The organism is Janthinobacterium sp. 61 (genome assembly GCF_002846335.1).
GTDB lineage: Bacteria > Pseudomonadota > Gammaproteobacteria > Burkholderiales > Burkholderiaceae_D > Janthinobacterium.
Window position 1 is genome coordinate 4,889,835 of sequence record NZ_PJMQ01000001.1, and the last position, 23,097, is coordinate 4,912,931.

Annotated in this window: 20 protein-coding genes; 14 read left to right on the forward strand and 6 right to left on the reverse strand. The window is 60.5% G+C overall.

Features of this window, described 5'->3' with window-relative positions:
- Positions 1-79 precede the first annotated feature (79 nt).
- From CLU92_RS22170 to CLU92_RS22180, 3 genes are all read left to right on the forward strand, one after another.
- Positions 80-1,174 carry a type II asparaginase gene (locus tag CLU92_RS22170; RefSeq protein WP_101483618.1) on the forward strand — a complete coding sequence of 365 codons (1,095 nt, stop codon included), beginning with the start codon at positions 80-82 and terminating at the stop codon, positions 1,172-1,174.
- A 128-nt stretch (positions 1,175-1,302) separates the two neighbouring features.
- Positions 1,303-2,154, forward strand: coding sequence for an MOSC domain-containing protein (locus CLU92_RS22175; RefSeq protein WP_101483619.1), 852 nt, complete (start codon positions 1,303-1,305; stop codon positions 2,152-2,154).
- Between the two features lie 34 nt (positions 2,155-2,188).
- The gene (locus CLU92_RS22180) at positions 2,189-3,349 is read left to right on the forward strand and encodes a diguanylate cyclase (protein WP_101483620.1); all 1,161 of its coding nucleotides are present in this window, start codon (positions 2,189-2,191) and stop codon (positions 3,347-3,349) included.
- Positions 3,350-3,363: 14 nt separating this feature from the next.
- On the opposite strand, the gene CLU92_RS22185 is transcribed toward CLU92_RS22180, so the two are convergent.
- The gene (locus tag CLU92_RS22185) at positions 3,364-5,343 is read right to left on the reverse strand and encodes a monovalent cation:proton antiporter family protein (RefSeq protein ID WP_101483621.1); all 1,980 of its coding nucleotides are present in this window, start codon (positions 5,341-5,343) and stop codon (positions 3,364-3,366) included.
- An 84-nt stretch (positions 5,344-5,427) separates the two neighbouring features.
- Here CLU92_RS22185 and CLU92_RS22190 point away from each other — a divergent pair, with 84 nt between their 5' ends.
- The 8 genes from CLU92_RS22190 to CLU92_RS22225 all read left to right on the forward strand — a co-directional run bounded on the left by CLU92_RS22190 (position 5,428) and on the right by CLU92_RS22225 (position 12,160).
- Positions 5,428-6,462 carry an SIS domain-containing protein gene (locus CLU92_RS22190; RefSeq protein WP_373918551.1) on the forward strand — a complete coding sequence of 345 codons (1,035 nt, stop codon included), beginning with the start codon at positions 5,428-5,430 and terminating at the stop codon, positions 6,460-6,462.
- Complete coding sequence (locus CLU92_RS22195; RefSeq protein WP_101483623.1) at positions 6,462-6,995, forward strand: HAD family hydrolase; 534 nt, start codon at positions 6,462-6,464, stop codon at positions 6,993-6,995. Before CLU92_RS22190 ends, CLU92_RS22195 begins: the two co-directional genes overlap by 1 nt.
- A 45-nt stretch (positions 6,996-7,040) precedes the next feature.
- The gene (lptC, locus tag CLU92_RS22200) at positions 7,041-7,652 is read left to right on the forward strand and encodes an LPS export ABC transporter periplasmic protein LptC (protein WP_243857874.1); all 612 of its coding nucleotides are present in this window, start codon (positions 7,041-7,043) and stop codon (positions 7,650-7,652) included.
- 25 nt (positions 7,653-7,677) lie between these two features.
- Positions 7,678-8,271: a lipopolysaccharide transport periplasmic protein LptA gene (gene lptA, locus CLU92_RS22205; RefSeq protein WP_101483625.1), complete on the forward strand. Its 594-nt coding sequence runs from the start codon at positions 7,678-7,680 to the stop codon at positions 8,269-8,271.
- Positions 8,271-9,026: an LPS export ABC transporter ATP-binding protein gene (lptB, locus tag CLU92_RS22210; RefSeq protein ID WP_099760888.1), complete on the forward strand. Its 756-nt coding sequence runs from the start codon at positions 8,271-8,273 to the stop codon at positions 9,024-9,026. The genes lptA and lptB overlap by 1 nt, the downstream gene beginning before the upstream one ends.
- Before the next feature lie 4 nt (positions 9,027-9,030).
- Positions 9,031-10,509 (forward strand): RNA polymerase factor sigma-54, encoded by a 1,479-nt coding sequence (locus CLU92_RS22215; RefSeq protein ID WP_101483626.1) that lies wholly within the window; start codon positions 9,031-9,033, stop codon positions 10,507-10,509.
- Between the two features lie 69 nt (positions 10,510-10,578).
- Positions 10,579-10,938: a ribosome hibernation-promoting factor, HPF/YfiA family gene (hpf, locus tag CLU92_RS22220; RefSeq protein ID WP_101483627.1), complete on the forward strand. Its 360-nt coding sequence runs from the start codon at positions 10,579-10,581 to the stop codon at positions 10,936-10,938.
- Between the two features lie 136 nt (positions 10,939-11,074).
- Positions 11,075-12,160, forward strand: coding sequence for an enoyl-CoA hydratase/isomerase family protein (locus tag CLU92_RS22225; RefSeq protein WP_101483628.1), 1,086 nt, complete (start codon positions 11,075-11,077; stop codon positions 12,158-12,160).
- Between the two features lie 120 nt (positions 12,161-12,280).
- On the opposite strand, the gene rapZ is transcribed toward CLU92_RS22225, so the two are convergent.
- From rapZ to ilvA, 5 genes are all read right to left on the reverse strand, one after another.
- Positions 12,281-13,144, reverse strand: coding sequence for an RNase adapter RapZ (gene rapZ / locus CLU92_RS22230; protein ID WP_101483629.1), 864 nt, complete (start codon positions 13,142-13,144; stop codon positions 12,281-12,283).
- A gap of 210 nt (positions 13,145-13,354) precedes the next feature.
- The gene (hprK, locus tag CLU92_RS22235) at positions 13,355-14,290 is read right to left on the reverse strand and encodes an HPr(Ser) kinase/phosphatase (RefSeq protein WP_034753337.1); all 936 of its coding nucleotides are present in this window, start codon (positions 14,288-14,290) and stop codon (positions 13,355-13,357) included.
- 36 nt (positions 14,291-14,326) lie between these two features.
- Positions 14,327-14,809, reverse strand: a complete 483-nt coding sequence (locus CLU92_RS22240; RefSeq protein WP_071079718.1) for a PTS sugar transporter subunit IIA — start codon at positions 14,807-14,809, stop codon at positions 14,327-14,329.
- Positions 14,810-15,142: 333 nt separating this feature from the next.
- Positions 15,143-15,985, reverse strand: a complete 843-nt coding sequence (gene queF / locus CLU92_RS22245) for an NADPH-dependent 7-cyano-7-deazaguanine reductase QueF (RefSeq protein ID WP_101483630.1) — start codon at positions 15,983-15,985, stop codon at positions 15,143-15,145.
- 136 nt (positions 15,986-16,121) lie between these two features.
- Positions 16,122-17,657: a threonine ammonia-lyase, biosynthetic gene (gene ilvA, locus CLU92_RS22250; protein ID WP_101483631.1), complete on the reverse strand. Its 1,536-nt coding sequence runs from the start codon at positions 17,655-17,657 to the stop codon at positions 16,122-16,124.
- Between the two features lie 201 nt (positions 17,658-17,858).
- Here ilvA and CLU92_RS22255 point away from each other — a divergent pair, with 201 nt between their 5' ends.
- The 3 genes from CLU92_RS22255 to CLU92_RS22265 all read left to right on the forward strand — a co-directional run bounded on the left by CLU92_RS22255 (position 17,859) and on the right by CLU92_RS22265 (position 23,094).
- Positions 17,859-18,350, forward strand: coding sequence for a YqaA family protein (locus tag CLU92_RS22255; RefSeq protein WP_101483632.1), 492 nt, complete (start codon positions 17,859-17,861; stop codon positions 18,348-18,350).
- 263 nt (positions 18,351-18,613) lie between these two features.
- Positions 18,614-22,654, forward strand: a complete 4,041-nt coding sequence (locus CLU92_RS22260; protein WP_101483633.1) for a DUF3683 domain-containing protein — start codon at positions 18,614-18,616, stop codon at positions 22,652-22,654.
- Positions 22,651-23,094: an HIT family protein gene (locus CLU92_RS22265; protein WP_101483634.1), complete on the forward strand. Its 444-nt coding sequence runs from the start codon at positions 22,651-22,653 to the stop codon at positions 23,092-23,094. The genes CLU92_RS22260 and CLU92_RS22265 overlap by 4 nt, the downstream gene beginning before the upstream one ends.
- Positions 23,095-23,097: the final 3 nt, after the last annotated feature.

The window sequence follows — 23,097 nt, forward strand, 5'->3', positions numbered from 1 at the left end:
GGATATTTCCCCGGGCATGGATGACATATAATTTGCACACGACTTTGTTATTTTTGACAGTACACCTCACGGGAGCACCATGTTTTCACGCAAATTCCATTCTTGTGCACAGCTGATGCTGGCCACCTTGCTGATGGGCTTTATCGCCGCTTCCCCGGCGCGCGCGCAGCAAGCGGCCGTCAAATTGCCGAATGTGGTGATCCTGGCCACGGGCGGCACCATCGCCGGCAGCGGCGCCGACAGCACCACCACCGTGGGCTACACCTCGGCCACCGTGGGCGTCGAGCGCCTGATCGCGGCCGTGCCGGAACTGAAAAAAGTGGCGAATGTGAAAGGCGAGCAAGTGTTCCAGATCGCCAGCGAAAGCATGGGCAATGAACACTGGCTGACCCTTGCCAAGCGCATCAACGTGCTGCTGGCCTCGAACGATGTCGATGGCGTGGTCGTCACGCACGGCACCGACACCATCGAAGAAACGGCCTATTTCCTGAACCTGACCGTGAAAAGCCATAAACCGGTGGTGGTGGTGGGCGCCATGCGTCCGTCGACCGCCATCTCGGCTGACGGCCCCATCAACCTGTACAACGCCGTGATGCTGGCCGGCAGCAAGGAAGCCGTGGGCAAGGGCGTGCTGGTGGCATTGAATGACCAGATCAACGCCGCGCGCGAAGTCACCAAAACGAACACCTCGACGACCGACACCTTCAAGTCGCCGGAACTGGGCATGCTCGGCTACATCCAGGGCAGCAAGGCCTTTTTCTACCGCCAGTCGACGCGCAAGCACACGCTGGAATCGGAATTTGACATCAGCAAGCTCGATGCCCTGCCGCAAGTGGACATTGTCTACGGCTACGCCAACATGAACCGTGTCGGCATGGACGCCTTCATTGCCGCCGGCGCCAAGGGCATCATCCATGCGGGCGTGGGCGATGGCAGCGTGGCCGCGCAAATGAAGCCGGCCCTGGTAGAGGCGCGCCAGAAGGGCGTGCTGATCGTGCGTTCGAGCCGTGTCGGCCAGGGCATCGTGGCACGCAATGGCGAAGCCAATGACGATGAACTCGACAGTGTCGTGTCGGATACCCTGAACCCACAAAAAGCCCGCATCCTGCTGATGCTGGCCTTGACCAAAACGAATAGCACGCAAGAAATCCAGCGCATTTTCTACACGTATTGATCCTTGTCGCGCCAGGCCAGCCTCATTGGCTGAGCCTGGCCGATTTACGCTTGCCCGCTTTGCTGCCATACTTCGTTTCTGAATAACTTTCTGGAAGAAGCAGCAACACTGTTCCTTGTCCCCTGTCCATGGCTATCCTGTCCGACATCATCCTGTATCCCATCAAATCGTGCGCCGGCATCCACTTGCAGGAGGCCGTGCTCACGCATTCCGGGCTGATGAGCGAGCACGTCTTCGACCGCGAATGGATGGTGGTGGATCCGCAGGGTCGCTTCCTGACCCAGCGCGAACATCCGCGCATGGCACTGATCGTGCCGTCCATCAAGGCCACCACGCTGGAATTGCGCGCGCCGGGCATGCTGTGCCTGGAAATCGAGCTGGGCTTGCCGCACCCGGAACTGGCTCCCATGCTGGAAGTGCAGGTGTGGGACGATACCGTGCGCGCCTACGATTGCGATGACGTCACGGCTACCTGGTTTTCCAACGCCATCGGCGTGCCGTGCCGCCTGGCGCGCTTTCACCCGGACGTGGTACGCGCCACCAGCACCGCCTGGACGGACGGCGTGGCCGCCTCGACCATGTTTGCCGATGGCTATCCGGTACTGATCGCGGGCAGTGCCTCGCTCGCCGATGTGAACGACAAGCTGCGCGCCGCCGGCCGCGAGGCGCTGCCGATGAATCGTTTCCGTCCCAACCTGGTCATCGGCGATATCGGCGCCTTCGAGGAAGACTACGCCGCGTTCCTGCAATTTGGCGCCACTGTGCTCAAGCCTGTCAAACCATGCTCGCGCTGTCCGATTCCGTCGGTGGACCAGGCCACGGGCGTGCCCGGACCGGACCCGCTCGACGTCATGCATGGCTATCGCGCCAAGCCCGAGCTCGATGGCGCCATCTGCTTTGGCATGAACGCCATCGTCACCGGCGGCGGCGACGAGCGTATCGTGGTAGGGCAGGACATCGGTTTCGAACTGGCATTTTAAGCATGGCGCCCGTACAGAAGGGTTTAAGGTTTCTATGAATCAAGCAATACCGCCGGACCCGCGCATTGCCAGCCTCGAAGCCGAAAACCAGGCCTTGCGCGCGCGCATGGCTTTCCTGCTGGAGCAGGTCGAGCGCAACCACGACATCATGTGTCGCCACCAGGCGTTTGACCTGGAAATCGTCAGCGCGTCCACGTTTCCCGAATTGATTGGCACCATCTTTCGCACCTTGCCCGTGATTTCCGACCTCGACGGCGTCACCCTGAGCCTGCTCGACGAGGATGACGATATCGTGCTGGTGATGGAAAAGCTGGGCGTCGATTTCAGCGCCTTTCCGCAGTTGCTGTTCGTGCATGCCGTGGCGGAGCTGGGTTTTGCTGCACCAAAGCCCTTGGCCGAGGGAGAAGCGCCCTTGCCGGCGTCGCCGCTGCTGGGACAGTTCGATGCACGCGTGCATGGCCCGCGCTTTCCGCAGATCGACGCTCCCCTGCGCAGCGTGGCGCTGGTGCCCTTGCTGCGCAACAAGCGCCTGATCGGCAGCCTGAACCTGGCCAGCGTCGACGTGACGCGCTTTACGCCCTCGCTGGGCACGGATTTCATCAAGCACATGGCCTCCATCATCGCTATTTGCCTGGAAAACGTGATCAGCAATGAAATGCTGAAATACATCGGCTTGACCGATTCCCTGACGGGCGTCTACAACCGCCGCTATATCGACCGCCGGCTGCTGGAAGAAATCGCCCGCGCGCGGCGCCAGAATTATTGTATTTCATGCATGTATATCGACATCGACCATTTCAAGCTGGTCAATGATACCTATGGCCACCAGGGCGGCGATGAAGTGCTGCGCGAAGTGGCCACGCGCATCCGCACGGAGTTGCGCCGCTCCGATGCGCTGGGACGCTTCGGCGGCGAGGAATTCGTCGTCCTGCTGATTGACGCCGACCTCGACAGCGCGACGTTTGTTGCCGAACGCATCCGCGCCAGCATCGCCGGCACCATGTTTGACTTGCCGGGCAGCGCGCAAGCGTGGGTCAGCGTATCGATCGGCGTGGCCAGCCTTGAGGCGGGTGCGGCCCTGTTGCCGATCGAAACGGTGGCGCAGCAACTGGTGGCGCACGCCGACCAGGCCCTGTACCAGGCCAAGGCGGGTGGACGCAACATGGTCGTCAACTGGCAGCCAGAGGTCGGCTGACCAGGATCGCCTGATTATTTCAGTAGCAATGTTTCGGCTTTGGCCACGGCGTCGGCTGTGCCGCGCAGCACCACCACGTCGCCGCTGGCCAGTTGCGTTTCGGGCGTGACATCGAGACGGTCGCGGCCGCGGCGGATGGCCGTCACAAATGCACCGCAGCCGGCTATGTCGATCATGCTTAAAGGCAAGCCCACGCACTGCGCGCCCTCGTTGACGGTGACCGTATGCAGGCGTTCCAGTTCGGCATCGTCGCCCGCGTCGCTGGAACCGTGGAAATAGCCGCGCAAGGAGGCGTAGCGCTCCTCGCGTGCCGCCTGCACCCGGTGCACCACGCGGCGCAGGGGCACGCCCATCATGATCAGCGCGTGCGAAGCGAGCATCAGGCTGCCTTCCATCAATTCCGGCACCACTTCGGCCGCGCCCGCGCTTTTCAGCTGGTCGAGGTCGGTGTCGTCGTGGCTGCGCACGATGACGGGCAACGTTGGCGCCATTTCTTTGAGTAAATGCAACAACTTCAGTGCCGAGGGGGTGTTGGCGTAGGTAATCACGACGGTGCTGGCCCGGTAGATGCCGGCCGCCACCAGGCTTTCGCGCCGGCCCGCGTCGCCATACGAGACGTTGGCACCGGCCAGTTGCGCTTCCTGCACCCGTTCCGGGTCCAGGTCCAGCGCGTGGTATTCGATTTTTTCCTCTGCCAGCAGGGTGGCCAGGCTTTGCCCGCTGCGCCCGAAGCCGGCGATCAGCACGTGTTTCTGCGACGCCATGGTGCGCGTGGCGATCTTCGTGAGGGCCAGCGATTGCATCATCCAGTCGTTGGCGGCCAGTTTCATGACGATGGCATCGGACTTGGCGATGAGGAAGGGCGCCACCAGCATCGACAGCACCATCGAGGCCAGCACCACCTGCACGACGAACGGGTCCATCAACTTGATGCCGCCAGCCAGGTTCAGCAGCACGAAGCCGAACTCGCCCGCCTGCGCCAGTCCCAACCCCGTGCGCAGGGCCACGCCGTTGCTGGAACCGAACAGCCGGGCCAGGCCCGCGATCAGGGCGAATTTCAGCAGCACGGGGCCGCACAGCAGCAGCAAGACCAGCCACCAGTTGTCGAGCACCACGCGGATATTGAGCAGCATGCCGACGGTGATGAAGAACAGGCCCAGCAGCACGTCGCGGAAGGGTTTGATATCCTCTTCCACCTGGTGCTTGAATTCCGTTTCGGAAATGAGCATGCCGGCAACAAACGCCCCCAGGGCCAGCGACAACCCGGCCCGTTCCGTGATCCAGGCCGCGCCCAGCGTGATCAGCAGCAGGTTGAGCATGAACAACTCCTGCGAGCGGCGCTTGGCGACGATAGTCAGCCAGCCCCGCACCAGCTTCTGGCCGATGAACAGGAGCAAAATGAGGACAAGCAGGGCCTTGCCGCCGGCCCAGGCCAGGGTTTCGGCCAGATTGTCGGAATCGCGAGTGAGGGCGGGGATCAGGATCAGCAGGGGCACCACGGCCAGGTCCTGGAACAGCAGGATGCCGATGATCTTGCGGCCGTGTTCGCTTTCCAGTTCCAGCCGTTCCGTGAGCATTTTGGAGACGATGGCCGTTGACGACATGGCCAGCGCGCCGCCCAGGGCGAAGGCGGCTTGCCAGCTCAGGTGGATGTAGGCGGACAGGTAGCGTCCGACGAACCAGCCGAAGACGACGGTGGCGATGATGGTGGTGACTACCTGCGCCATGCCAAGGCCAAAGACGATGCGCCGCATGGCGAGAAATTTGGGAAGCGAGAATTCGAGTCCGATGGAAAACATCAGGAAGACGACGCCGAATTCGGCCAGGGTGTGGCTGGCCTCGTTTTCCGCCGCCAGCCCCAGCGCGTGGGGGCCGATGACGATGCCGACAGCCAGGTAGCCCAGCATGGGCGGCAAATGCAACATTCTGAAAGCGACCACGCCCAGCACGGCGCTGCCGAGTAACATCAGGGTCAGTTCAAGCGAGGAAAACATGGGTTGCCCGGTGCGGTCAATGGAAATCGTTGTTTGTTGTGACTGGCAAGTTTTTTGCTTTCCTAATTCGTTTATACTTTGGGCATGAGTGTAACCCATGAAAAAACAATGCTGAAAGCTTTTGATCGAATTGACATGCAAGCGACGACCGAGCGCGCCGTCGCGCTGGCCCGCACCACCTTGCAGATCGAGTCCGACGCCATCGTTGCGCTGCACGCGCGCCTGGCCACGGACGACAGCGTGGGCCGCGCCGTGGCGATGTTGCTGCAATGCAAGGGGCGTGTCGTCGTCTCCGGCATCGGCAAGTCCGGCCATATCGCACGCAAGATTGCCGCCACGCTCGCTTCCACCGGTACGCCGGCTCTGTTCGTGCATCCGGCCGAAGCGGCCCATGGCGACTTGGGCATGGTCACTTCGGAAGATGCTTTTATTGCCATATCGTACTCCGGAGAATCGTCGGAATTGATGGCCATCATGCCCGTCGTCAAGCGCATGGGCGGCGTGCTCATTTCCATGACGGGTAAACCGAACTCCAGCCTGGCTCAGCTGGCCGACGTGCACCTGGATATTTCTGTTGAGAAAGAAGCCTGTCCGCTGAACCTGGCGCCGACGGCCAGCACCACTGTGACCCTGGCCCTGGGCGATGCGATCGCCGTGGCCTTGCTGGACTTGCGCGGCTTCAAGGAAGAAGATTTTGCCCGCTCGCACCCGGGCGGCGCCCTGGGCCGTCGCCTGCTCACGCATGTGCATGACGTCATGCGCAGCGGTGAACGGGTGCCCAAGGTGGCCGTGGACGCTTCCTTGCTCCAGGCGCTGGAAGAAATGACGAAGAAGGGCATGGGCATGACGGCCGTCGTCGATGCGGATGACCGTCCCGTGGGCGTGTTCACCGATGGCGACTTGCGCCGCATGTTCGAGCGCGTGCAGGATTTCACGCAAGTGGCGATCCGCGACGTCATGCATGCGCAGCCGCGCAGCATCGCGCCCGAACGCCTGGCAGTGGACGCCGTGGCCGTGATGGAGCAGTTCCGCATCAACCAGATGCTGGTCGTCGATGCCGACGGCAAACTGGTGGGCGCCCTGCATATCCATGATCTGACGCAAGCGAAGGTGATCTGATGGACAGCGTTGCGGACAACCTGGCGCGGGCGGCCAAGGTCAAACTGATGATTTTTGACGTCGATGGCGTGCTCACCGACGGCAGCCTGCATTTCGGCCCGGATGGCGAGATGATGAAAACGTTTAATGTGTATGATGGCCTCGGCATCAAGCTGCTGCAGGAATCGGGCGTGCAGACGGCCATCATCAGTGCGCGCCGCTCGGCCATCACGGCGCGCCGCGCGCAAGACCTGGGCATTACCCATGTGCACCAGGGCGGTCATGACAAGCTGACACCGTTTCGCGAATTGCTGGCGCTGACTGGCTTGACGGAAGAACAATGCGGCTATATCGGCGACGATGTCATCGATGCGCCCATCCTGCGCCGCGTTGGCTTTGCCGTCAGCGTGCCAGGCGGGCGTCCGGAAGCGCTGGGCCTGGCGCACCATGTGACGCAAGCCGGCGGCGGCCGCGGCGCGGTGCGCGAGATCTGTGAATTCGTGCTGCGCGCCCAGGACAACTATGCGCGCGTCATGGCGCCGTTCCTGGAATGAGGCGTACCGCCTCGCCGCCAGTGATATTTGAAAGAGTGAATTCCTATGCGTAAGCCAGGAGGCGCCCATCGCTGGCGCATGATTTTTACCGTGCTGGGGGCAGTCGTCTTTGCGCTGGGCAGCTTTTGGCTGCTGGAAGTGATGAACAAGAATGGCCTGGACATCACGGCCAGCAAGCATCAGGATGAGCCAGACTATTTCATCACCAATTTCAGCCTGGTGCGCATGGACTTGACGGGTAAGCCCAGCTATATCGTGTCGGGCACCAAGCTCACCCATTATCCGCTGGACGATTCATCCGATATCGACCAGCCTTTCGTGCGCAAACTGTCGCCAGGCATGCCGCCGATGAACATGAATGCGGAACTGGCGCATATCGACCAGGACAATACCCGGCTGCAACTGCACCGCAATGTCGTGATCGACCGCGTGGCCAGTCCGAAGTCACAGAACCTGACGGTCAAGACGGAAGCGCTGACGGTGTTCCCGGATGAGGAAAGAATGGAGACGAACGTGCCTGTCGATATCTTGACGGGCGCCTCGCGCATCAATGGCGTGGGCATGAAGGCCAATAACGCCACCGGCGTGGTGGAAGTGCAGAATGCGCTGCGCATGGTCCTCCCGCCGAAACCGCGCCCGGCCGCGGCGGCAAAATGACAGAATGAAACAAGGAAACCATACTATGAAGAACATCTTGCTATTGACTCTATTCTCGACCATTTGCTCGCTGGGCATCGTGGGCACGGCACATGCCGAGAAAGCCGATTCCGAGAAGGAAGCCATCATCACGGCTCGTAGCGGCCACGTCGATGACGTCAAGCAGGTGCGTACCCTGACGGGCGATGTGGTGCTGGTGAAAGGGACTCTGACCATGAAGGCGGGCCGGGCCCTGATCACGGAAGACCCGCAAGGCTACCAGTTCATCACTTTCTGGGCCGATCCTGGCAAGCTGGCCACCTTCCGCCAGAAGCGCGATGGCGCAGGCGACCTGTGGGTGGAGGGCGAGGCGGAGCGCGTGGAATACAACAACAAGACGGAAGTCGTGAAACTGTTTTCCAAGGCCAAGTTGACGCGCCTGGAAGGCACGAAGCCGACCGACGTGGCCAACGGCGCCTTCATCTCGTATGACAGCCGCAAGGAGGAATTTGCGATGGAAAATTCCGATAGCGGCACCAGCACCCCCGATGGCGGCAGCGTGCGCATGGTGATCCAGCCGAAGCCCAAGGCACCGGCGGCGGAGAAAGCGCCGGCCACGCCTGCGTCAGGAAATAAATAATGGACAATACTCGTTGCGGCAGCACCCTGATCGTTCGCGGGCTGCAAAAAACCTATGGCAAGCGGCAAGTCGTGCATGATGTCTCGCTGCAAGTCGAATGCGGAGAAGTGGTCGGGCTATTGGGGCCGAACGGCGCCGGCAAGACCACCTCGTTCTATATGATCGTCGGCCTGGTGCCGTCGGACGGCGGCAGTATCGATATCAGCGGCGTGGATATTTCCCGCCTGCCGATCCACCGCCGCGCGCAGATGGGCCTGTCGTATCTGCCGCAGGAAGCGTCCGTGTTCCGCAAGCTGACGGTGGAAGACAATATCCGTGCCGTGCTGGAAATCCAGACCGTCGAAGGCCGTCCCTTGAAGAAGGCCGAGATCGAGGAGCGCCTGGATAAATTGCTGGCCGACTTGCAGATTGAAAAATTGCGCGAGAATCAGGCGCTGTCGCTGTCTGGCGGCGAGCGCCGCCGCGTGGAAATCGCCCGCGCGCTGGCCACCGACCCCCGTTTCGTCCTGCTCGACGAGCCGTTCGCCGGTGTCGACCCCATCGCCGTGATCGAGATCCAGCGTATCGTGCGCTTCTTGAAGGAGCGCAATATCGGCGTCCTGATCACCGATCATAATGTGCGCGAGACGCTGGGTATCTGCGACCGTGCCTACATCATCAACCAGGGCTCGGTGCTGGCGTCGGGACGCCCCGACGACATCATCGCGAACGAGTCGGTACGCCGGGTCTATCTGGGCGAACACTTCCGTATGTGAGCCAATGAAACAATCATTGCAGCTGCGCACTTCGCAGCACCTGGCACTGACGCCGCAGTTGCAGCAATCGATACGCCTGTTGCAATTGTCTACACTGGAATTGCACCAGGAGCTGGAGCAGTTGCTGACGGACAATCCCTTGCTCGAACGCCTCGACGATCCGCTCGACCGTTCGCTGCGCCTGCTGTCCGACGGCGCCTTGAGTTCCACGGCCGCGCCGGCCGAAGCACCGCCCCAGCCGCCAGGCCAGGAGGCACCCGCCGCGCCGGCCGAAGCGGAAACCTTTGATGGCGAGGCTGGCGACAGCCCTGCCGCAGCGGAGGGCGGCGACAGCGACTGGAGCGAGGCGAGCAGGGGCAAGGCGCCCGACGACGAAGATTCCCGTCCGCAACTTGAAGCCCACCACTGCACCTTGCGCGAACACCTGATGGAGCAGATGCGCGTGACGGTGCTCGAGTTGCGCGACCGCGCGCTCGTCGAGCTGATCATCGACGCGCTCGACGACAATGGCTACCTGGAAGAGTCGCTCGACGACATCCTGGCGCGTTTGCCGGAAGAGCTGGAAATCGACGCTGACGAGATGCGTACGGCCTTGTCCCTGTTGCAAAGTTTCGATCCGCCCGGCGTGGGCGCGCGCAACGCGTCCGAATGCCTGGCGCTGCAAATCAAGCGCTTGCCGCACATCGCCATGGTGACGCGGCGCATGGCCCTCGTCATTGTGGAAAAACACCTGGCCTGGTTTGCCCAGCGCGATTTTAACAAGCTGAAAAAAGCCCTCGATTGCGATGATGAAGACTTGCGCGAAGCGCAGACGGTGATTCGCCAGTGCAACCCGCATCCGGGTGCCGTGTTCGCCTCGGACGTGTCCGATTACGTGGTGCCCGACGTCGTCGTCAAGCGCGCGCGCAATGGCTGGCAAGTCACACTGAACAACGACGTCATGCCTCGCCTGCGCGTCAACGCCATGTACGCCAACTTGCTCAAGCAGGGCAAGGGCGAGGGTGCCATGGGCGCACAGTTGCAGGAAGCCAAGTGGCTGATCAAGAATATGCGCCAGCGCTTCGACACCATCCTGCGTGTAGCGCAAGCGATAGTAGAAAGACAAAAGAACTTTTTCTCGCATGGGGCCGTTGCCATGCGCCCCCTTGTGCTCCGTGAAATAGCTGATACACTGGGTTTACACGAGAGTACTATCTCGCGCGTAACAACTCAAAAGTACATGCTGACCCCGCACGGCATGTTCGAGTTGAAATATTTCTTTGGTAGCCACGTCGCCACCGAAGCGGGGGGCGAAGCGTCATCGACGGCGATACGGGCATTGATCGTGCAACTGACAGGAGCAGAAGACCCTAAAAATCCTTTATCCGACAGTAAGATTGCGGACATGCTGGGGGAACAAGGCATGGTGATTGCGCGACGTACTGTTGCCAAATACCGGGAAGCGTTGAAAATTCCGCCAGTGAGCCTGCGTAAGTGTTTGTAAGTTTTTTTCGGTTCCTCTGCGGGCCGGATACGATGGACCGCACGAACCCGATCATCTTTAGGAGTGTGTATGAATCTCACCATCAGCGGACATCATCTCGAAGTCACACCAGCCATCCGTGAATACGTACAAACGAAGCTGGAACGCGTGAAACGGCATTTCGATCAAGTCATCGATATCGCCGTGATTCTGACCGTGGATAACCTCAAAGAGAAAGAAAAACGTCAAAAGGCCGAAGTCAATTTGCGTCTGAGTGGCAAAACTGTCTATGTGGAAAGTCTGGCGCACGACCTGTATGCCGCCATCGATATCCTGATCGACAAGCTGGACAGGCAAGTGATGAAGTACAAAACCAAAGTGCAAGGGCACGGTAAAGAGGCGATCAAGCATCTGCCAGACAACTCGGAAGAAGAATTCGCCGCCGCCTAAGCGGCCTGCGACTTTCAACCGGTTGTGATCAACTAAGGGCGCACATTGCGCCCTTTTTTGCGCCCGTAGCTGTTGAGCGCTATGTTCCCCTCACAGGCGCTAGAATGTGCCCGTTCTCACTTCTTTTCACTTTGCCATGAGCGACTTCGTCCAGACCTCCATCCGCAACCGCACGGGCCACATCGTGCTCGACCGCCCCAAAGCCCTGAATTCCCTCTCACTGGAGATGGTGCGCGCCCTGAGTACCGTTTTGCTGGCCTGGCGCGACGATCCGCAGGTGGACGCCGTGGTGATCCGTTCCAGCAGTGAGAAAGCCCTGTGCGCCGGTGGCGACATCCGTTTCTTTTACGATGCGGGCCTGGCCACACCGCAGGGCGGCAGTGCGTTGCTGGAAGATTTCTTTACGGAAGAATATGCTTTAAATCATGTAATCCACTTCTATCCGAAACCGTATATCGCCGTGATGGATGGCGTGGTGATGGGCGGCGGCATGGGCGTGGCGCAGGCCGGGCCTGGCAACCGCCTGCGCATCGTGACGGGCCGCACGCGCATGGCCATGCCGGAAGTCAATATCGGCCTGTTTCCCGACGTGGGCGGCAGTTATTTCCTGTCTCGCCTGGCCGGTCAGCTGGGCTTGTACCTGGGCTTGACGGGCTTGACGATCAACGCGGCCGATGCCTTGTACACGGGCCTGGCCGATGTGTACCTGCCCGAGGCGCAGATGGGGGCGCTGCTGGCCCTGTTCGAATCGACGCCAGGCCAGGGCTTGCCGGTCGCCATCAAGGCCCTGGCAGCGCCGTTCCAGGCCCAGGCGGGCGTTTCTGCGCTGACCATGGCGCGCGCGGCGCTGGACCGCCATTTCGGCGCTGGCTCCGTCGCTGCCATCATGGCTTCGCTGGCGCAGGATGACAGCGCGTTTGCCAGCAAGGCGCTGGCGGCCATGCGCCAGCGTTCGCCGCTGATGATGTCGGTGACCCTGGAATTGTTGCAGCGGGGCGCCCAACTGGGCGTAGCCGATTGCCTGCGCATGGAGCGCACCGTGGTGCGCCACAATTTCGAGCATGGCGAAGTGCTGGAAGGCGTGCGCGCGCTGGTGGTCGACAAGGACAATGCTCCGCGTTGGAACCCTGCCAGCCTGGACGAGGTTGATGCGGCCATGGTGGCGCGCTTCTTTGCCCCCGTCTGGCCGGCGCAAGCGCATCCGCTGCGCCATCTGGATTAACAACGCCAAATAACACCGTAGCGAGCGGAAGGGAGGGGTGGTTGAGAAGCGGAACTGTGCTTTACGCACATGAGCATCGCAGACCACCTATACCGAAGCGCAGTAGATTTTAATGGCGTTCTAGCTACGTTCGCGGTGGCGTAGCACGACCCGTTCATTGGGGCCGAAATACTGCGCCAGCCGTTCTGCCATGTACACCGAGCGGTGCTGGCCGCCCGTGCAGCCCAGCGCCACCGTCAGGTAGCTGCGGTTGTCGGACTTGAATGATGGCAACCATTTCTCGATGAAGGCGCGGATGTCGGCCAGCAGTTCCAGCGCGCTGGGCTGCGCGTCGAGGAAGGCGATCACGGGTGCGTCGCGTCCGTCGAGCGGGCGCAGCGCCAAGTCGTAATAGGGATTGGGCAAGGCCCGCACGTCGAAGACGAAATCGGCGTCCAGCGGCACGCCCAGTTTAAAGGCGAAGGATTCAAAGAACAGGATCAGGGGCGCGCGTTCGGAGGCGACAATATCCTTGACCCAGGCGCGCAGCTTGTTGGCGCTCAGTTCCGAGGTATCGATTACATGACCCAGCTGTTCGATGGCCGACAGGCGTTCCCGTTCTTCCGAGATGCACTCGATCAGGGTACGGCGGCTGGCCGGATTCTGGTTCGGGCGCAATTCATGCGACAGGGGATGGCTGCGCCGCGTTTCCGAGAAGCGCGCCACCAGCGAATGCGTGGTGGCCGTGAGGAACATTACCTTGACATCGTGCCCCTGGTCGCGCAGCAGCGCCACATTGTGCGGCAGGCTGGTCAGCGACTCGGCACTGCGCGCATCGACGGCGACGGCCAGTTGCGGTGTACCTTCGTCGAGCAGCGTTTGCACCAGGCTGGGCAGGAGCGCCGGTGGCAGGTTGTCAACACAATAGTAACCGGTATCTTCCAGCACATTGAGCGCGACGGATTTACCGGAGCCGGATATTCCGGTGATAAGGACGATATGCATAGGCCGATCATACAATAAAGATCGGCACTGCGCTCCAAGGCAATGCTCTTTACAAATTATTGCAATTTTGATTGTGGTGTTGGTGAAGCAAATGCTGGAGCACAGATAGTAGGTCGGCTTAGCGCAAAGCGCGTAAGCCGACGCTGCGGCATAGGCCAACATTGTTGTCGGATTACGCGGGGCCTTGCCCCGCTAATCCGACCTACGTTGTTAATCCCCGCTCATTGCCAAACGTTGCCGTTCCATGAACTCTTGCAAGGTATCGATGCCGCGCAGCTGCAAGATGGTATTGCGCACGGCCGCTTCCAGCAGTACGGCGATGTTGCGGCCGGCAGCGACGGGGATGACGACCTTGCGCACGGGTAAGCCGAGCACGTCTTCCGTGGGGAACAGGAAGGGCAGGCGCTCGACTTCTTCTTCCAGCGCGTTGCGGCGCACCAGGTGCACGATCAGTTTCAAGCGCATCTTGCGGCGCACGGCTGTTTCGCCAAAGATGGCCTTGATGTCAAGCAAGCCCAGGCCCCGCACTTCCAGCAGATTTTGCAGCAGAGGCGGACAGCGGCCTTCGATCATGTTGGGCGCGATGCGCGAAAATTCCACGGCGTCGTCGGCCACCAGGCCGTGGCTGCGCGAAATCAGTTCCAGCCCCAGTTCGCTCTTGCCCAGGCCCGAATCGCCCGTGATCAGCACGCCGACGCCCAGCACGTCCATGAACACGCCGTGCATGATGATGCGCTGCGCCAGCTTTTTCGACAGGTAGACGCGCAGGAAGTCGATCACTTGCGCTGCCGGCAGCGGGGTGGAGAACAGGGGAATGTTTTGCTCGTCGCAGATGGCGAGGATGTCGGGCGGCGTTTCCAGCCCTTGTGCGATGATGAGCGCGGGCGGGCCGCCGGCGATCAGTTCACCGATCACATGGGTGCGCGTATTGACCTTCAGGCGCTGATAGTAATTGATTTCCTGGTGACCAAAGACCTGGATGCGGCCCGGATGGATCAGGTTCAAGTGGCCCACCTGGTCGGCGGCCGACGAGACGTCGCCCGAGATCAGGCGTTCGCCGCCGGGGAAGCCGGCGAACCAGCCCAGTTGCAGACTTTCACGATTATCGTCGTACAGGCGTTGTATCGTCAGCGGCGTTTGCAACATGGCAGTCTTCTTCAGGAGTGGAGGAATACCTGAAGTTTAACCTGCCGCTTGCAAACTGGGTTGCCAATTGACGATGCGCGAATGCACGGATTTCGGTTCCGGATCCGTGGCCAGCGCCGTGCGGAACGCGTCGTCGGAAAACATTTCGGCGATTTCCGACAGGATTTCCAGATGTTGCTGGGTGACATGATCCGGAATCAGCAGGAAAAACAGCAGATTGACGGGCTTGCCATCGGGCGACTCGAAGGGAATCGGCTCGGCCAGGCGCACGAAGGCGCCCAGCGGCGCTTTCAGGGTCTTGCTGCCCTTGACCCTGCCATGTGGCACAGCCACGCCATGGCCCAGGCCAGTCGAGCCCAGGCGTTCGCGGGCAAACAGATTGTCCGAAACGGTAGAGCGGGCGATGCCGTAATTGTTTTCGAAGATCAGGCCGGCTTGCTCGAAAGCGCGCTTTTTACTGGAGACTTCCAGGTCCAGCAGGACGTTTTCGAGAGATAATATTTTGCTAAGATTAGTCATGACACTCAATGAAATGGTGCAATGCGCAGAGGGCTTGCGAGCCGAATTATAGGCCTGTTTCCGCGGCCTGTAACGCCAATTCTCAACAGTATACGCCCGCTGCGGGCGCAGTGGGCGCTACAGCTCATGTCGCCATCATTTTAGCAAAAAACCAACGCTGGGGTGTATCGGCTATTTCTTGATTAAAAACACGTAGCGCGCCGGTTTTTCCGCCGCCGAATGCCGATTTTCCGATTTTTCAGCGTCTTTGACATGCACTGGGGCACTACCGCAACGTTGTTTTAAAACACAGCCAATATTCCTGCTGGCATGATTTCTAGGTGTTGCGCGGTGTTACTGGCGCGCATTGCGCAGATTGCCCGGCATCGCGCCCGTGCTGTAGTTGCTGCGCCACGGATTGATATCGAGGCCCCCGCGGCGCGTATAGCGCGCATACACGGACAGTTTTTGCGGCTTGCACTGGCGCAAGATATCGACAAAGATGCGTTCCACGCATTGCTCGTGAAATTCATTGTGTTCGCGGAAGCCAATCAGATAGCGCAGCAGACTTTCCTGGTCGATCTGTGGCCCTGCATACTCGATCTGCACGCTGCCCCAGTCGGGCTGGCCCGTCACCAGGCAATTCGATTTCAACAGGTGCGAGACGAGTTTTTCTTCCACCGGTGCTGCGTCCAGCGCTGCCTTCAAGAGTTGCGGCGAAGGCGAGTACTGCGTGATTTCCAGGTCCAGGCGGTCCAGCAGCACGCCATCGAATTCACCCATTTTCAGCTTGCCGAAATCTTCCTGCAAGGTCAGTTCCACTTGCACAGGCGCGCCAAAACCATTCGACAAGTCTTGCTTGAGCAAGGTCAACAGGGCTTCCGGGCTATCCAGTTTGGTCTGGTTGTAGGAGTTCAGGTAGAGCTTGAACGATTTCGATTCGATGATGTTCGGCGAATCAGCCGGCGCGCTGATCTTGGCAATGGCCACCTGCGGCTTGCCGCGCTGGTTCAGCCACGACAGTTCGTAGGCATTCCAGATGTCGAGGCCAAAGAATGGCAGTGTGCCGTGCAGTTCCAGTTCATCGCGCTTGCCCTGGCGGGGAATCGGGAACAGCAGTTCTGGCGCGTAATCGGTGCGGTAGGCCGAGCTTTTGCCCAGGGGCGACAGTTCGGCGAGGTCGTTGGTGGTGGTCATGGTGGCGTGGCTACAAATTCTGTGAAGGGTGAATGGTAGCCTATTTCAACCCAACGGCAAGGACCGGGGTCAGGCCCTGAGGGGGAATGCGCCCCAGTGGGGCGCATTCGGATTCCGAAGGAACTGACCTTCTGGCTTACCCTAAAAACAGCTTGTACACAGGATTGCTGCTTTCATCCCAGTAACGATAGCCCAAGGTATCGAGGAAGCGGGCGAATTCTCCCATTTCATCGGGCGGCACTTGCAGGCCCACCAGGATGCGGCCCACGTCGCCGCCTTGGCTGCGGTAATGACACAGGGAAATATTCCAGTTCGGCGCCATGCTGTCGAGGAAGCGCATCAGCGCGCCCGGACGTTCGGGAAATTCAAAGCGGTACAGCAGCTCGTCCTGCGCCAGGCGGCTCTTGCCGCCCACCAGGTGGCGGATGTGCGACTTGGCCAGCTCGTCGTGCGTCAAGTCCAGCGTCTTGAATTCATGCTCTTCGAATTTCTTCGCCATCGCCCCGGATTCATGCCGGTCGGCGATCTGGATGCCGACGAACACGTGCGCGGCTTTTTCATCGCTGATGCGGTAATTAAATTCCGTCACATTGCGCGCGCCGATGAGCGAGCAGAAGCGCTTGAAGCTGCCCCGCTGTTCGCGCATGGTGACGGCAAACACGGCTTCGCGGAACTCGCCCAGCTCGGCACGCTCGGCGACGAAGCGCAGGCGGTCGAAATTCATGTTGGCGCCGCAGGCAATGGTGACCAGTGTCTGGTTGACGATAGGGTGCTTGCTCAGGCTGGCCCGCTCCACATAGGCCTTGGCGCCCGCGATGGCCAGTGCGCCGGCCGGTTCCAAAATGGAGCGCGTATCCGTAAACACATCCTTGATGGCGGCGCAGATGGCGTCCGTGTCGACGATGATGATGTCATCGACATATTGCTGCGCCAGGCGGAATGTTTCCTCGCCCACCAGGCGCACGGCCGTGCCGTCCGAAAACAGGCCCACGTCGGGCAGGGTGACGCGCGCGCCCGCTTTGAGCGAGCGCGCCATGGCGTCCGAATCGACCGTTTGCACGCCGATGATCTTGATGTCGGGGCGAATCTGTTTCACGTAGGCAGCTACGCCGGCGATCAGTCCGCCGCCGCCGATGGCCACGAAGATGGCGTGGATGGGACCGGAATGCTGGCGCAGGATTTCCATGCCTATCGTGCCCTGGCCGGCGATCACGTCCGGATCGTCGAACGGATGCACAAAGGTCAGCTTCTGTTCTTTTTCCAGGGTCAGCGCGTGGTTGTAGGCATCCGTGTAGGACTCGCCGTGCAGCACGATTTCCACATGCACGCCGCCGCGTGCCTTAACGGCGTCGATCTTGACGGGGGGCGTGGTGGTGGGCATGACGATGACGGCGCGGCAACCCATGCGCGCGGCCGACAGTGCTACGCCCTGGGCATGGTTGCCGGCCGAGGCGCAAATGACGCCGCGCTTGCGTTCCGCATCGCTGAGCTGGGCCATCTTGTTGTAGGCGCCGCGAATCTTGAAGCTGAACACGCTTTGCATGTCTTCGCGCTTGAAGTAAATCTGGTTGTTCAGGCGCTGCGACAGGGCAGGGGCCAGTTCCAGCGGCGTTTCGGTGGCGACGTCGTAGACGCGGGCGGTCAGGATTTTCTTGAGGTAGTCGATGTTCATAGTCTGCTAGCAAGTGATTCTGGGCCAGAAAGGTACTGGAGCGTGTCGGTCGATAGCGGCGGCGCCGCGGCGGATAGCCTGGCGACAATATTGCTCTGTGGAACTGCGGGCGGGTATGCCTTTGCCTGCCGGCGCGGATTGTGCGGCGCCCAGGCTGCTCTTCATTATAATGGAGAGCCTTACTGCATCGTGAAGTGTTCCATGATCGAATCCGCAATCGCCTGGCTGCTGCAGCTGATCGCAGCACCGGAAGTCGGGCTGACATCGGTCTTTCTGATCAGCTTTATTTCCGCCACCTTGTTGCCGCTCGGCTCGGAGCCGGCCGTCTTTGCCGTCATCAAGGCCAATCCCGCGCTGTTCTGGGCCGCCATCGGCGTCGCCACCCTGGGCAATACCCTGGGCGGTATCGTCGATTACTGGCTCGGGTACCGGGCCAAGCAGGCGTTTGCCAAGGAGCGCGACACGCGCTGGTTCCGCTGGCTGGCCCGCTATGGCGCCAAGACCATGCTGCTGGCCTGGCTGCCCGTCGTGGGCGACCCCCTGTGCACGCTGGCGGGTTGGCTCAAGCTGCCGTTCTGGCCCAGCGTGGCCTACATGGCCATCGGCAAGTGCGCGCGCTACCTGACCATGACGGCTTTGTTGCTGTACGTGCCCGATGGCGTATGGCACTGGATCGGGCAAATGCTGGCGTGATGGCGATGGCGCATATTGCAACGCCTGTTTGCCCTATATTTGGGCAGCTTGATAGTTTGTAGCTGAGTCCGATTCTTGGCATTTTCACGTCAAAAAATCATGGAAACTAATTTTTTATTCATGCAGAAGTAGGCTTTTCCATATTTGCTATGGTGGCAGATGAGGTGCTTAAACCTTAGGCGGGCTAAGGCTGTTCCCGCATGGTGCGGCGCAATAAGATAAAATGGTCCTTTAGGGTCCAGTCCACATCGTCACCACACTCCATGAACGCTCCCGCACAACTCCAAGCTTTACTGGCAGAAACGCCAAATGGTCCCGCAGCAAGCCGCCTGCGTGAAATCCCCTATAACTACACGTCGTTTTCCGATCGCGAGATCGTCATACGCCTGTTGGGGGAGGACTCCTGGCGCCTGCTCGACGAGCTGCGAGGCGCTCGCCAGACGGGCCGTTCGGCCCGCATGCTGTACGAGGTGCTGGGCGATATCTGGGTCGTGCGCCGCAACCCCTACCTGCAGGATGACTTGCTCGATAACCCGAAGCGCCGCCAGGGCTTGATCGATGCCCTGCATCACCGCCTGGCCGAAGTCGACAAGCGCCGCTTGTCCATCGATGCGGCCGGCGGCGACGTGGCCGCCAGTGGCGAAACGCCGGAAGTGGCGCAGGCGCGCAGCAACAATGTCGAGCTGCTGCTGAAAGCGGCCAGCAAGGCCGTGGCCGACTTCGGCGACGAATTCCGCAAGACCTACGATTTGCGCAAGCGCACGATCAAGGTGCTGGGCCGCTACACGGAAAAACACAATGTGCGCTTCGATGGCATGACGCGCGTGTCGCACGTGACGGACGCCACCGACTGGCGCGTGGAATACCCGTTCGTCGTGCTCACGCCTGACACGGAAGAGGAAATGGCCGGCCTGGTGAAAGGCTGCATCGAACTGGGGCTGACCATCATCCCGCGCGGCGGCGGCACCGGCTACACGGGCGGCGCGATTCCCCTGACGCCGATGTCGGCCGTCATCAACACGGAAAAACTCATTACCCTGGGCGCCGTCGAAATGACGGTCTTGCCGGGCCTGACGCATGAATACGCGACGATCAATTCGGGCGCGGGCGTGATCACGAACAAGGTATCGGAAGCGGCGGAAAAAGCCGGCTTCGTGTTTGCCGTCGACCCGACCTCGGCGCACGCCTCTTGCATCGGCGGCAACGTCGCCATGAATGCGGGCGGCAAGAAAGCCGTGCTGTGGGGCACGGCGCTGGACAACCTGGCTTCGTGGCGCATGGTCGACCCGAATGGCGACTGGCTCGACGTCACGCGTCTGGACCATAACCTGGGCAAGATTCACGATATCGCGCTGGCACGTTTCCAGCTGGAGTGGCGTCACCCGAGCACGCGCGACGCGACCAAGCCGAACGCGCCATTCAAGACGGAAATTCTGGAAATTCCTGGCCGCAAGTTCCGCAAGGAGGGCTTGGGCAAGGACGTGACGGACAAATTCCTCGCCGGCTTGCCGGGCATCCAGAAAGAAGGCTGTGATGGTCTCATCACCTCGGCGCGCTGGATTCTGCACAAGATGCCGAAATTCGCCCGCACCGTCTGCCTGGAATTCTTTGGCCAGGCGCGCGACGCGATTCCGTCGATCGTGGAAATCAAGGATTACCTCGACGGCTTGCCAGCCAAGGGCGAGCAATACACGAGCATCCGCCTGGCGGGCCTGGAACACCTGGACGAGCGCTACCTGCGCGCCGTCGGCTACGCCACCAAGTCGAAGCGGGGCGTGTTGCCGAAGATGGCCCTGTTTGGCGACATTGTCGGCGACGATGAAAATGCCGTCGCCCAGGCGGCGTCGGAAGTTGTGCGCATCGCCAACACCCGCGTGGGTGAAGGTTTTGTGGCCGTCAGCCCCGAAGCGCGCAAGAAATTCTGGTTGGATCGCGCCCGCACGGCAGCGATCGCCAAGCACACCAATGCGTTCAAGATTAACGAAGACGTCGTGATCCCGCTCAACCGCATGGGCGAATACACGGATGGCATCGAACGCATCAATATCGAGCTGTCGATCAAGAACAAGCTGCAACTGGCCGACGCCTTGAGCGAATTCTTTGCCAAGGGTAATTTGCCAATTGGCAAGAGTGACGATGCGTCGGACGACCGGGTCGACGATGCGGAAATGCTGGGCGACCGCGCCGAGCAGGCACAGCAGTTGCTGGCGCAAGTCACGGCACGCTGGACGTATCTGCTGGCCCAGCTGGACCGTCCGCTGGCGGACGTGAAGGGTGAGCTGGCCGAGCTGGGCATGGAGCGCTTGCTGCCCGTGTTCGATGCACGCCTGGAAACGCAGCCGACCGCCACCCTGTTCGATGTGGTGCAGGACCGCACCGTGCGCATTACTTGGAAGCAAGAGATCCGCGCGCAGCTGCGCCAGATCTTCAATGGCGCTGCGTTCAAGCTGATCCTTGACGAGGCGACAGCCATCCACGCGCGCATCTTGCGTAGCCGCGTATTTGTCGCGCTGCACATGCATGCGGGCGATGGCAATGTGCATACAAACTTGCCCGTCAACTCGGACAATTACGAAATGCTGCAGGACGCCCACCAAGCCGTGGGCCGCATCATGATACTGGCCCGCTCACTGAATGGCGTCATTTCCGGTGAACACGGTATCGGCATCACCAAGCTGGAGTTTTTGACGGAAGAAGAGATCGGCGAATTCCGCAGCTACAAGCAGCGCATCGATCCGGAAGGCCGTTTCAACAAGGGCAAATTGCTGAACCTGCCGGGCATGGGCGCCGACTTGCGCAATGCCTACACGCCATCGTTCGGCCTGATGGGCCACGAATCGCTGATCATGCAGCAAAGCGATATCGGCGCCATCGCTGACAGCGTCAAGGATTGCTTGCGCTGTGGCAAGTGCAAGCCCGTCTGCTCGACCCACGTGCCGCGCGCCAATTTGCTGTACTCGCCGCGCGATAAAATCTTGGCGACCTCGTCCCTGATCGAAGCCTTCCTGTACGAAGAGCAGACGCGGCGCGGTATTTCCATCAAGCATTGGGAAGAGTTTGAAGACGTGGCTGACCACTGCACGGTGTGCCATAAATGCGTCACGCCTTGCCCGGTCAACATCGACTTCGGCGACGTGTCGATGAATATGCGCAATTTGCTGCGCAAGATGGACAAGAAGAGCTTCAATCCGGGCACCAAGGCGACGATGCTGTTCCTCAACGCCACCGATCCCGTGACCATCAACGCCACGCGCAAGGTCATGATCGGCTGGGGTTACAAGGCGCAGCGCCTGGGCCACGATCTGTTGAAGAAGTTTGCCAAGAAGCAAACCAAGGCGCCGCCGCCATCGACGGGCAAGCCGCCTGTCAAGGCGCAGGTGATTCACTTCATTAACAAGAAGATGCCGGGTAACCTGCCGAAGAAAACGGCGCGCGCGCTGCTCGACATTGAGGACGATAAAGTCATTCCGATCATCCGCAATCCGAAGACGACCACGGCCGATACGGAAGCCGTGTTTTACTTCCCCGGTTGCGGTTCGGAGCGCTTGTTCTCACAAGTGGGCCTGGCGACGCAAGCGATGCTGTGGGAAGTGGGCGTGCAGACGGTCTTGCCGCCTGGCTACCTGTGCTGCGGTTATCCGCAGCGGGGCGCGGGCGAGTTCGACAAGGCCGAGAAGATGATGACGGATAACCGCGTCCTGTTCCACCGCATGGCCAACACGCTCAATTACCTGGACATCAAGACGGTGCTCGTGTCGTGCGGCACTTGCTATGACCAACTGGCAACGTATCAGTTTGAAAAGATTTTCCCAGGCTGCCGCATCATGGATATCCATGAGTATTTGCTGGAGAAAAACGTCAAGCTGGAAGGCGTCAACGGCACGCGCTATATGTACCACGAACCTTGCCACAATCCGATGAAGTTGCAGGAATCGGGCAAGACCATCAATTCCTTGATCAGCACGGTAGACAACGTGAAGATCGAGAAAAATGATCGTTGCTGCGGCGAATCGGGTTCCTTGGCCGTCACGCGTCCCGACATTTCCACGCAAGTGCGTTTCCGCAAGGAAGAAGAGATGGTCAAGGGCGCCGACAAGCTGCGCGGCGACGGGTTTACTGGCGACGTGAAAATCCTCACCAGCTGCCCGTCGTGCCTGCAAGGCCTGTCGCGCTACAATGACGATTCGGGCACGACGGCCGACTACATCGTCGTCGAGATCGCCAAACACTTGCTGGGAGAGAACTGGATGCCGGATTACGTGAAACGCGCCAATGACGGCGGCATTGAACGGGTGCTGGTGTGACCTGCGATTTATGTCAGTTGCTCGATAGCTTCGCCAACAAGCAGGGTTGTGAAACCTTGCTGTGGCGTAGCGAGCGCCTGTCTGTGGTGGCCGTCAATGATCCGGCCTATCCCGGCTTTTGCCGCGTGATCTGGAACAAACACGTGAAGGAAATGACGGATTTGACGCCGGGCGAGCGCAATTACGTCATGGAAGTCGTGTGGCAAGTCGAGCTGGCCGTGCGAGAAGTGATGCAGCCGGAAAAGGTCAATGTGGCCAGTTTCGGCAACATGACGCCGCATGTGCACTGGCACGTGATTCCCCGCTACCGCGACGACGCGCATTTCCCCAATCCAAGCTGGGCCGTGGTACAGCGCGAGACGGCGCCCGAGGTGCTGGCGGCCCGCCGCGCCCTGTTGCCGGCACTGCGCGCCGCCATCATTCAACGTTTATCCGCATAAAGT

Bases quoted from the DNA above. Each gene is read 5' to 3' on its own strand.
- lptA (WP_101483625.1), top strand. From the start codon at position 7,678: ATGAAGAACATCTTGCTATTGACTCTATTCTCGACCATTTGCTCGCTG.
- CLU92_RS22215 (WP_101483626.1), top strand. From the start codon at position 9,031: ATGAAACAATCATTGCAGCTGCGCACTTCGCAGCACCTGGCACTGACG.
- CLU92_RS22190 (WP_373918551.1), top strand. From the start codon at position 5,428: ATGAGTGTAACCCATGAAAAAACAATGCTGAAAGCTTTTGATCGAATT.
- CLU92_RS22225 (WP_101483628.1), top strand. From the start codon at position 11,075: ATGAGCGACTTCGTCCAGACCTCCATCCGCAACCGCACGGGCCACATC.
- CLU92_RS22195 (WP_101483623.1), top strand. From the start codon at position 6,462: ATGGACAGCGTTGCGGACAACCTGGCGCGGGCGGCCAAGGTCAAACTG.
- ilvA (WP_101483631.1), bottom strand. From the start codon at position 17,657: ATGAACATCGACTACCTCAAGAAAATCCTGACCGCCCGCGTCTACGAC.
- hprK (WP_034753337.1), bottom strand. From the start codon at position 14,290: ATGTTGCAAACGCCGCTGACGATACAACGCCTGTACGACGATAATCGT.
- rapZ (WP_101483629.1), bottom strand. From the start codon at position 13,144: ATGCATATCGTCCTTATCACCGGAATATCCGGCTCCGGTAAATCCGTC.
- CLU92_RS22240 (WP_071079718.1), bottom strand. From the start codon at position 14,809: ATGACTAATCTTAGCAAAATATTATCTCTCGAAAACGTCCTGCTGGAC.
- CLU92_RS22175 (WP_101483619.1), top strand. From the start codon at position 1,303: ATGGCTATCCTGTCCGACATCATCCTGTATCCCATCAAATCGTGCGCC.
- CLU92_RS22255 (WP_101483632.1), top strand. From the start codon at position 17,859: ATGATCGAATCCGCAATCGCCTGGCTGCTGCAGCTGATCGCAGCACCG.
- queF (WP_101483630.1), bottom strand. From the start codon at position 15,985: ATGACCACCACCAACGACCTCGCCGAACTGTCGCCCCTGGGCAAAAGC.
- CLU92_RS22180 (WP_101483620.1), top strand. From the start codon at position 2,189: ATGAATCAAGCAATACCGCCGGACCCGCGCATTGCCAGCCTCGAAGCC.
- lptC (WP_243857874.1), top strand. From the start codon at position 7,041: ATGCGTAAGCCAGGAGGCGCCCATCGCTGGCGCATGATTTTTACCGTG.
- CLU92_RS22260 (WP_101483633.1), top strand. From the start codon at position 18,614: ATGAACGCTCCCGCACAACTCCAAGCTTTACTGGCAGAAACGCCAAAT.
- hpf (WP_101483627.1), top strand. From the start codon at position 10,579: ATGAATCTCACCATCAGCGGACATCATCTCGAAGTCACACCAGCCATC.
- CLU92_RS22185 (WP_101483621.1), bottom strand. From the start codon at position 5,343: ATGTTTTCCTCGCTTGAACTGACCCTGATGTTACTCGGCAGCGCCGTG.
- CLU92_RS22170 (WP_101483618.1), top strand. From the start codon at position 80: ATGTTTTCACGCAAATTCCATTCTTGTGCACAGCTGATGCTGGCCACC.
- lptB (WP_099760888.1), top strand. From the start codon at position 8,271: ATGGACAATACTCGTTGCGGCAGCACCCTGATCGTTCGCGGGCTGCAA.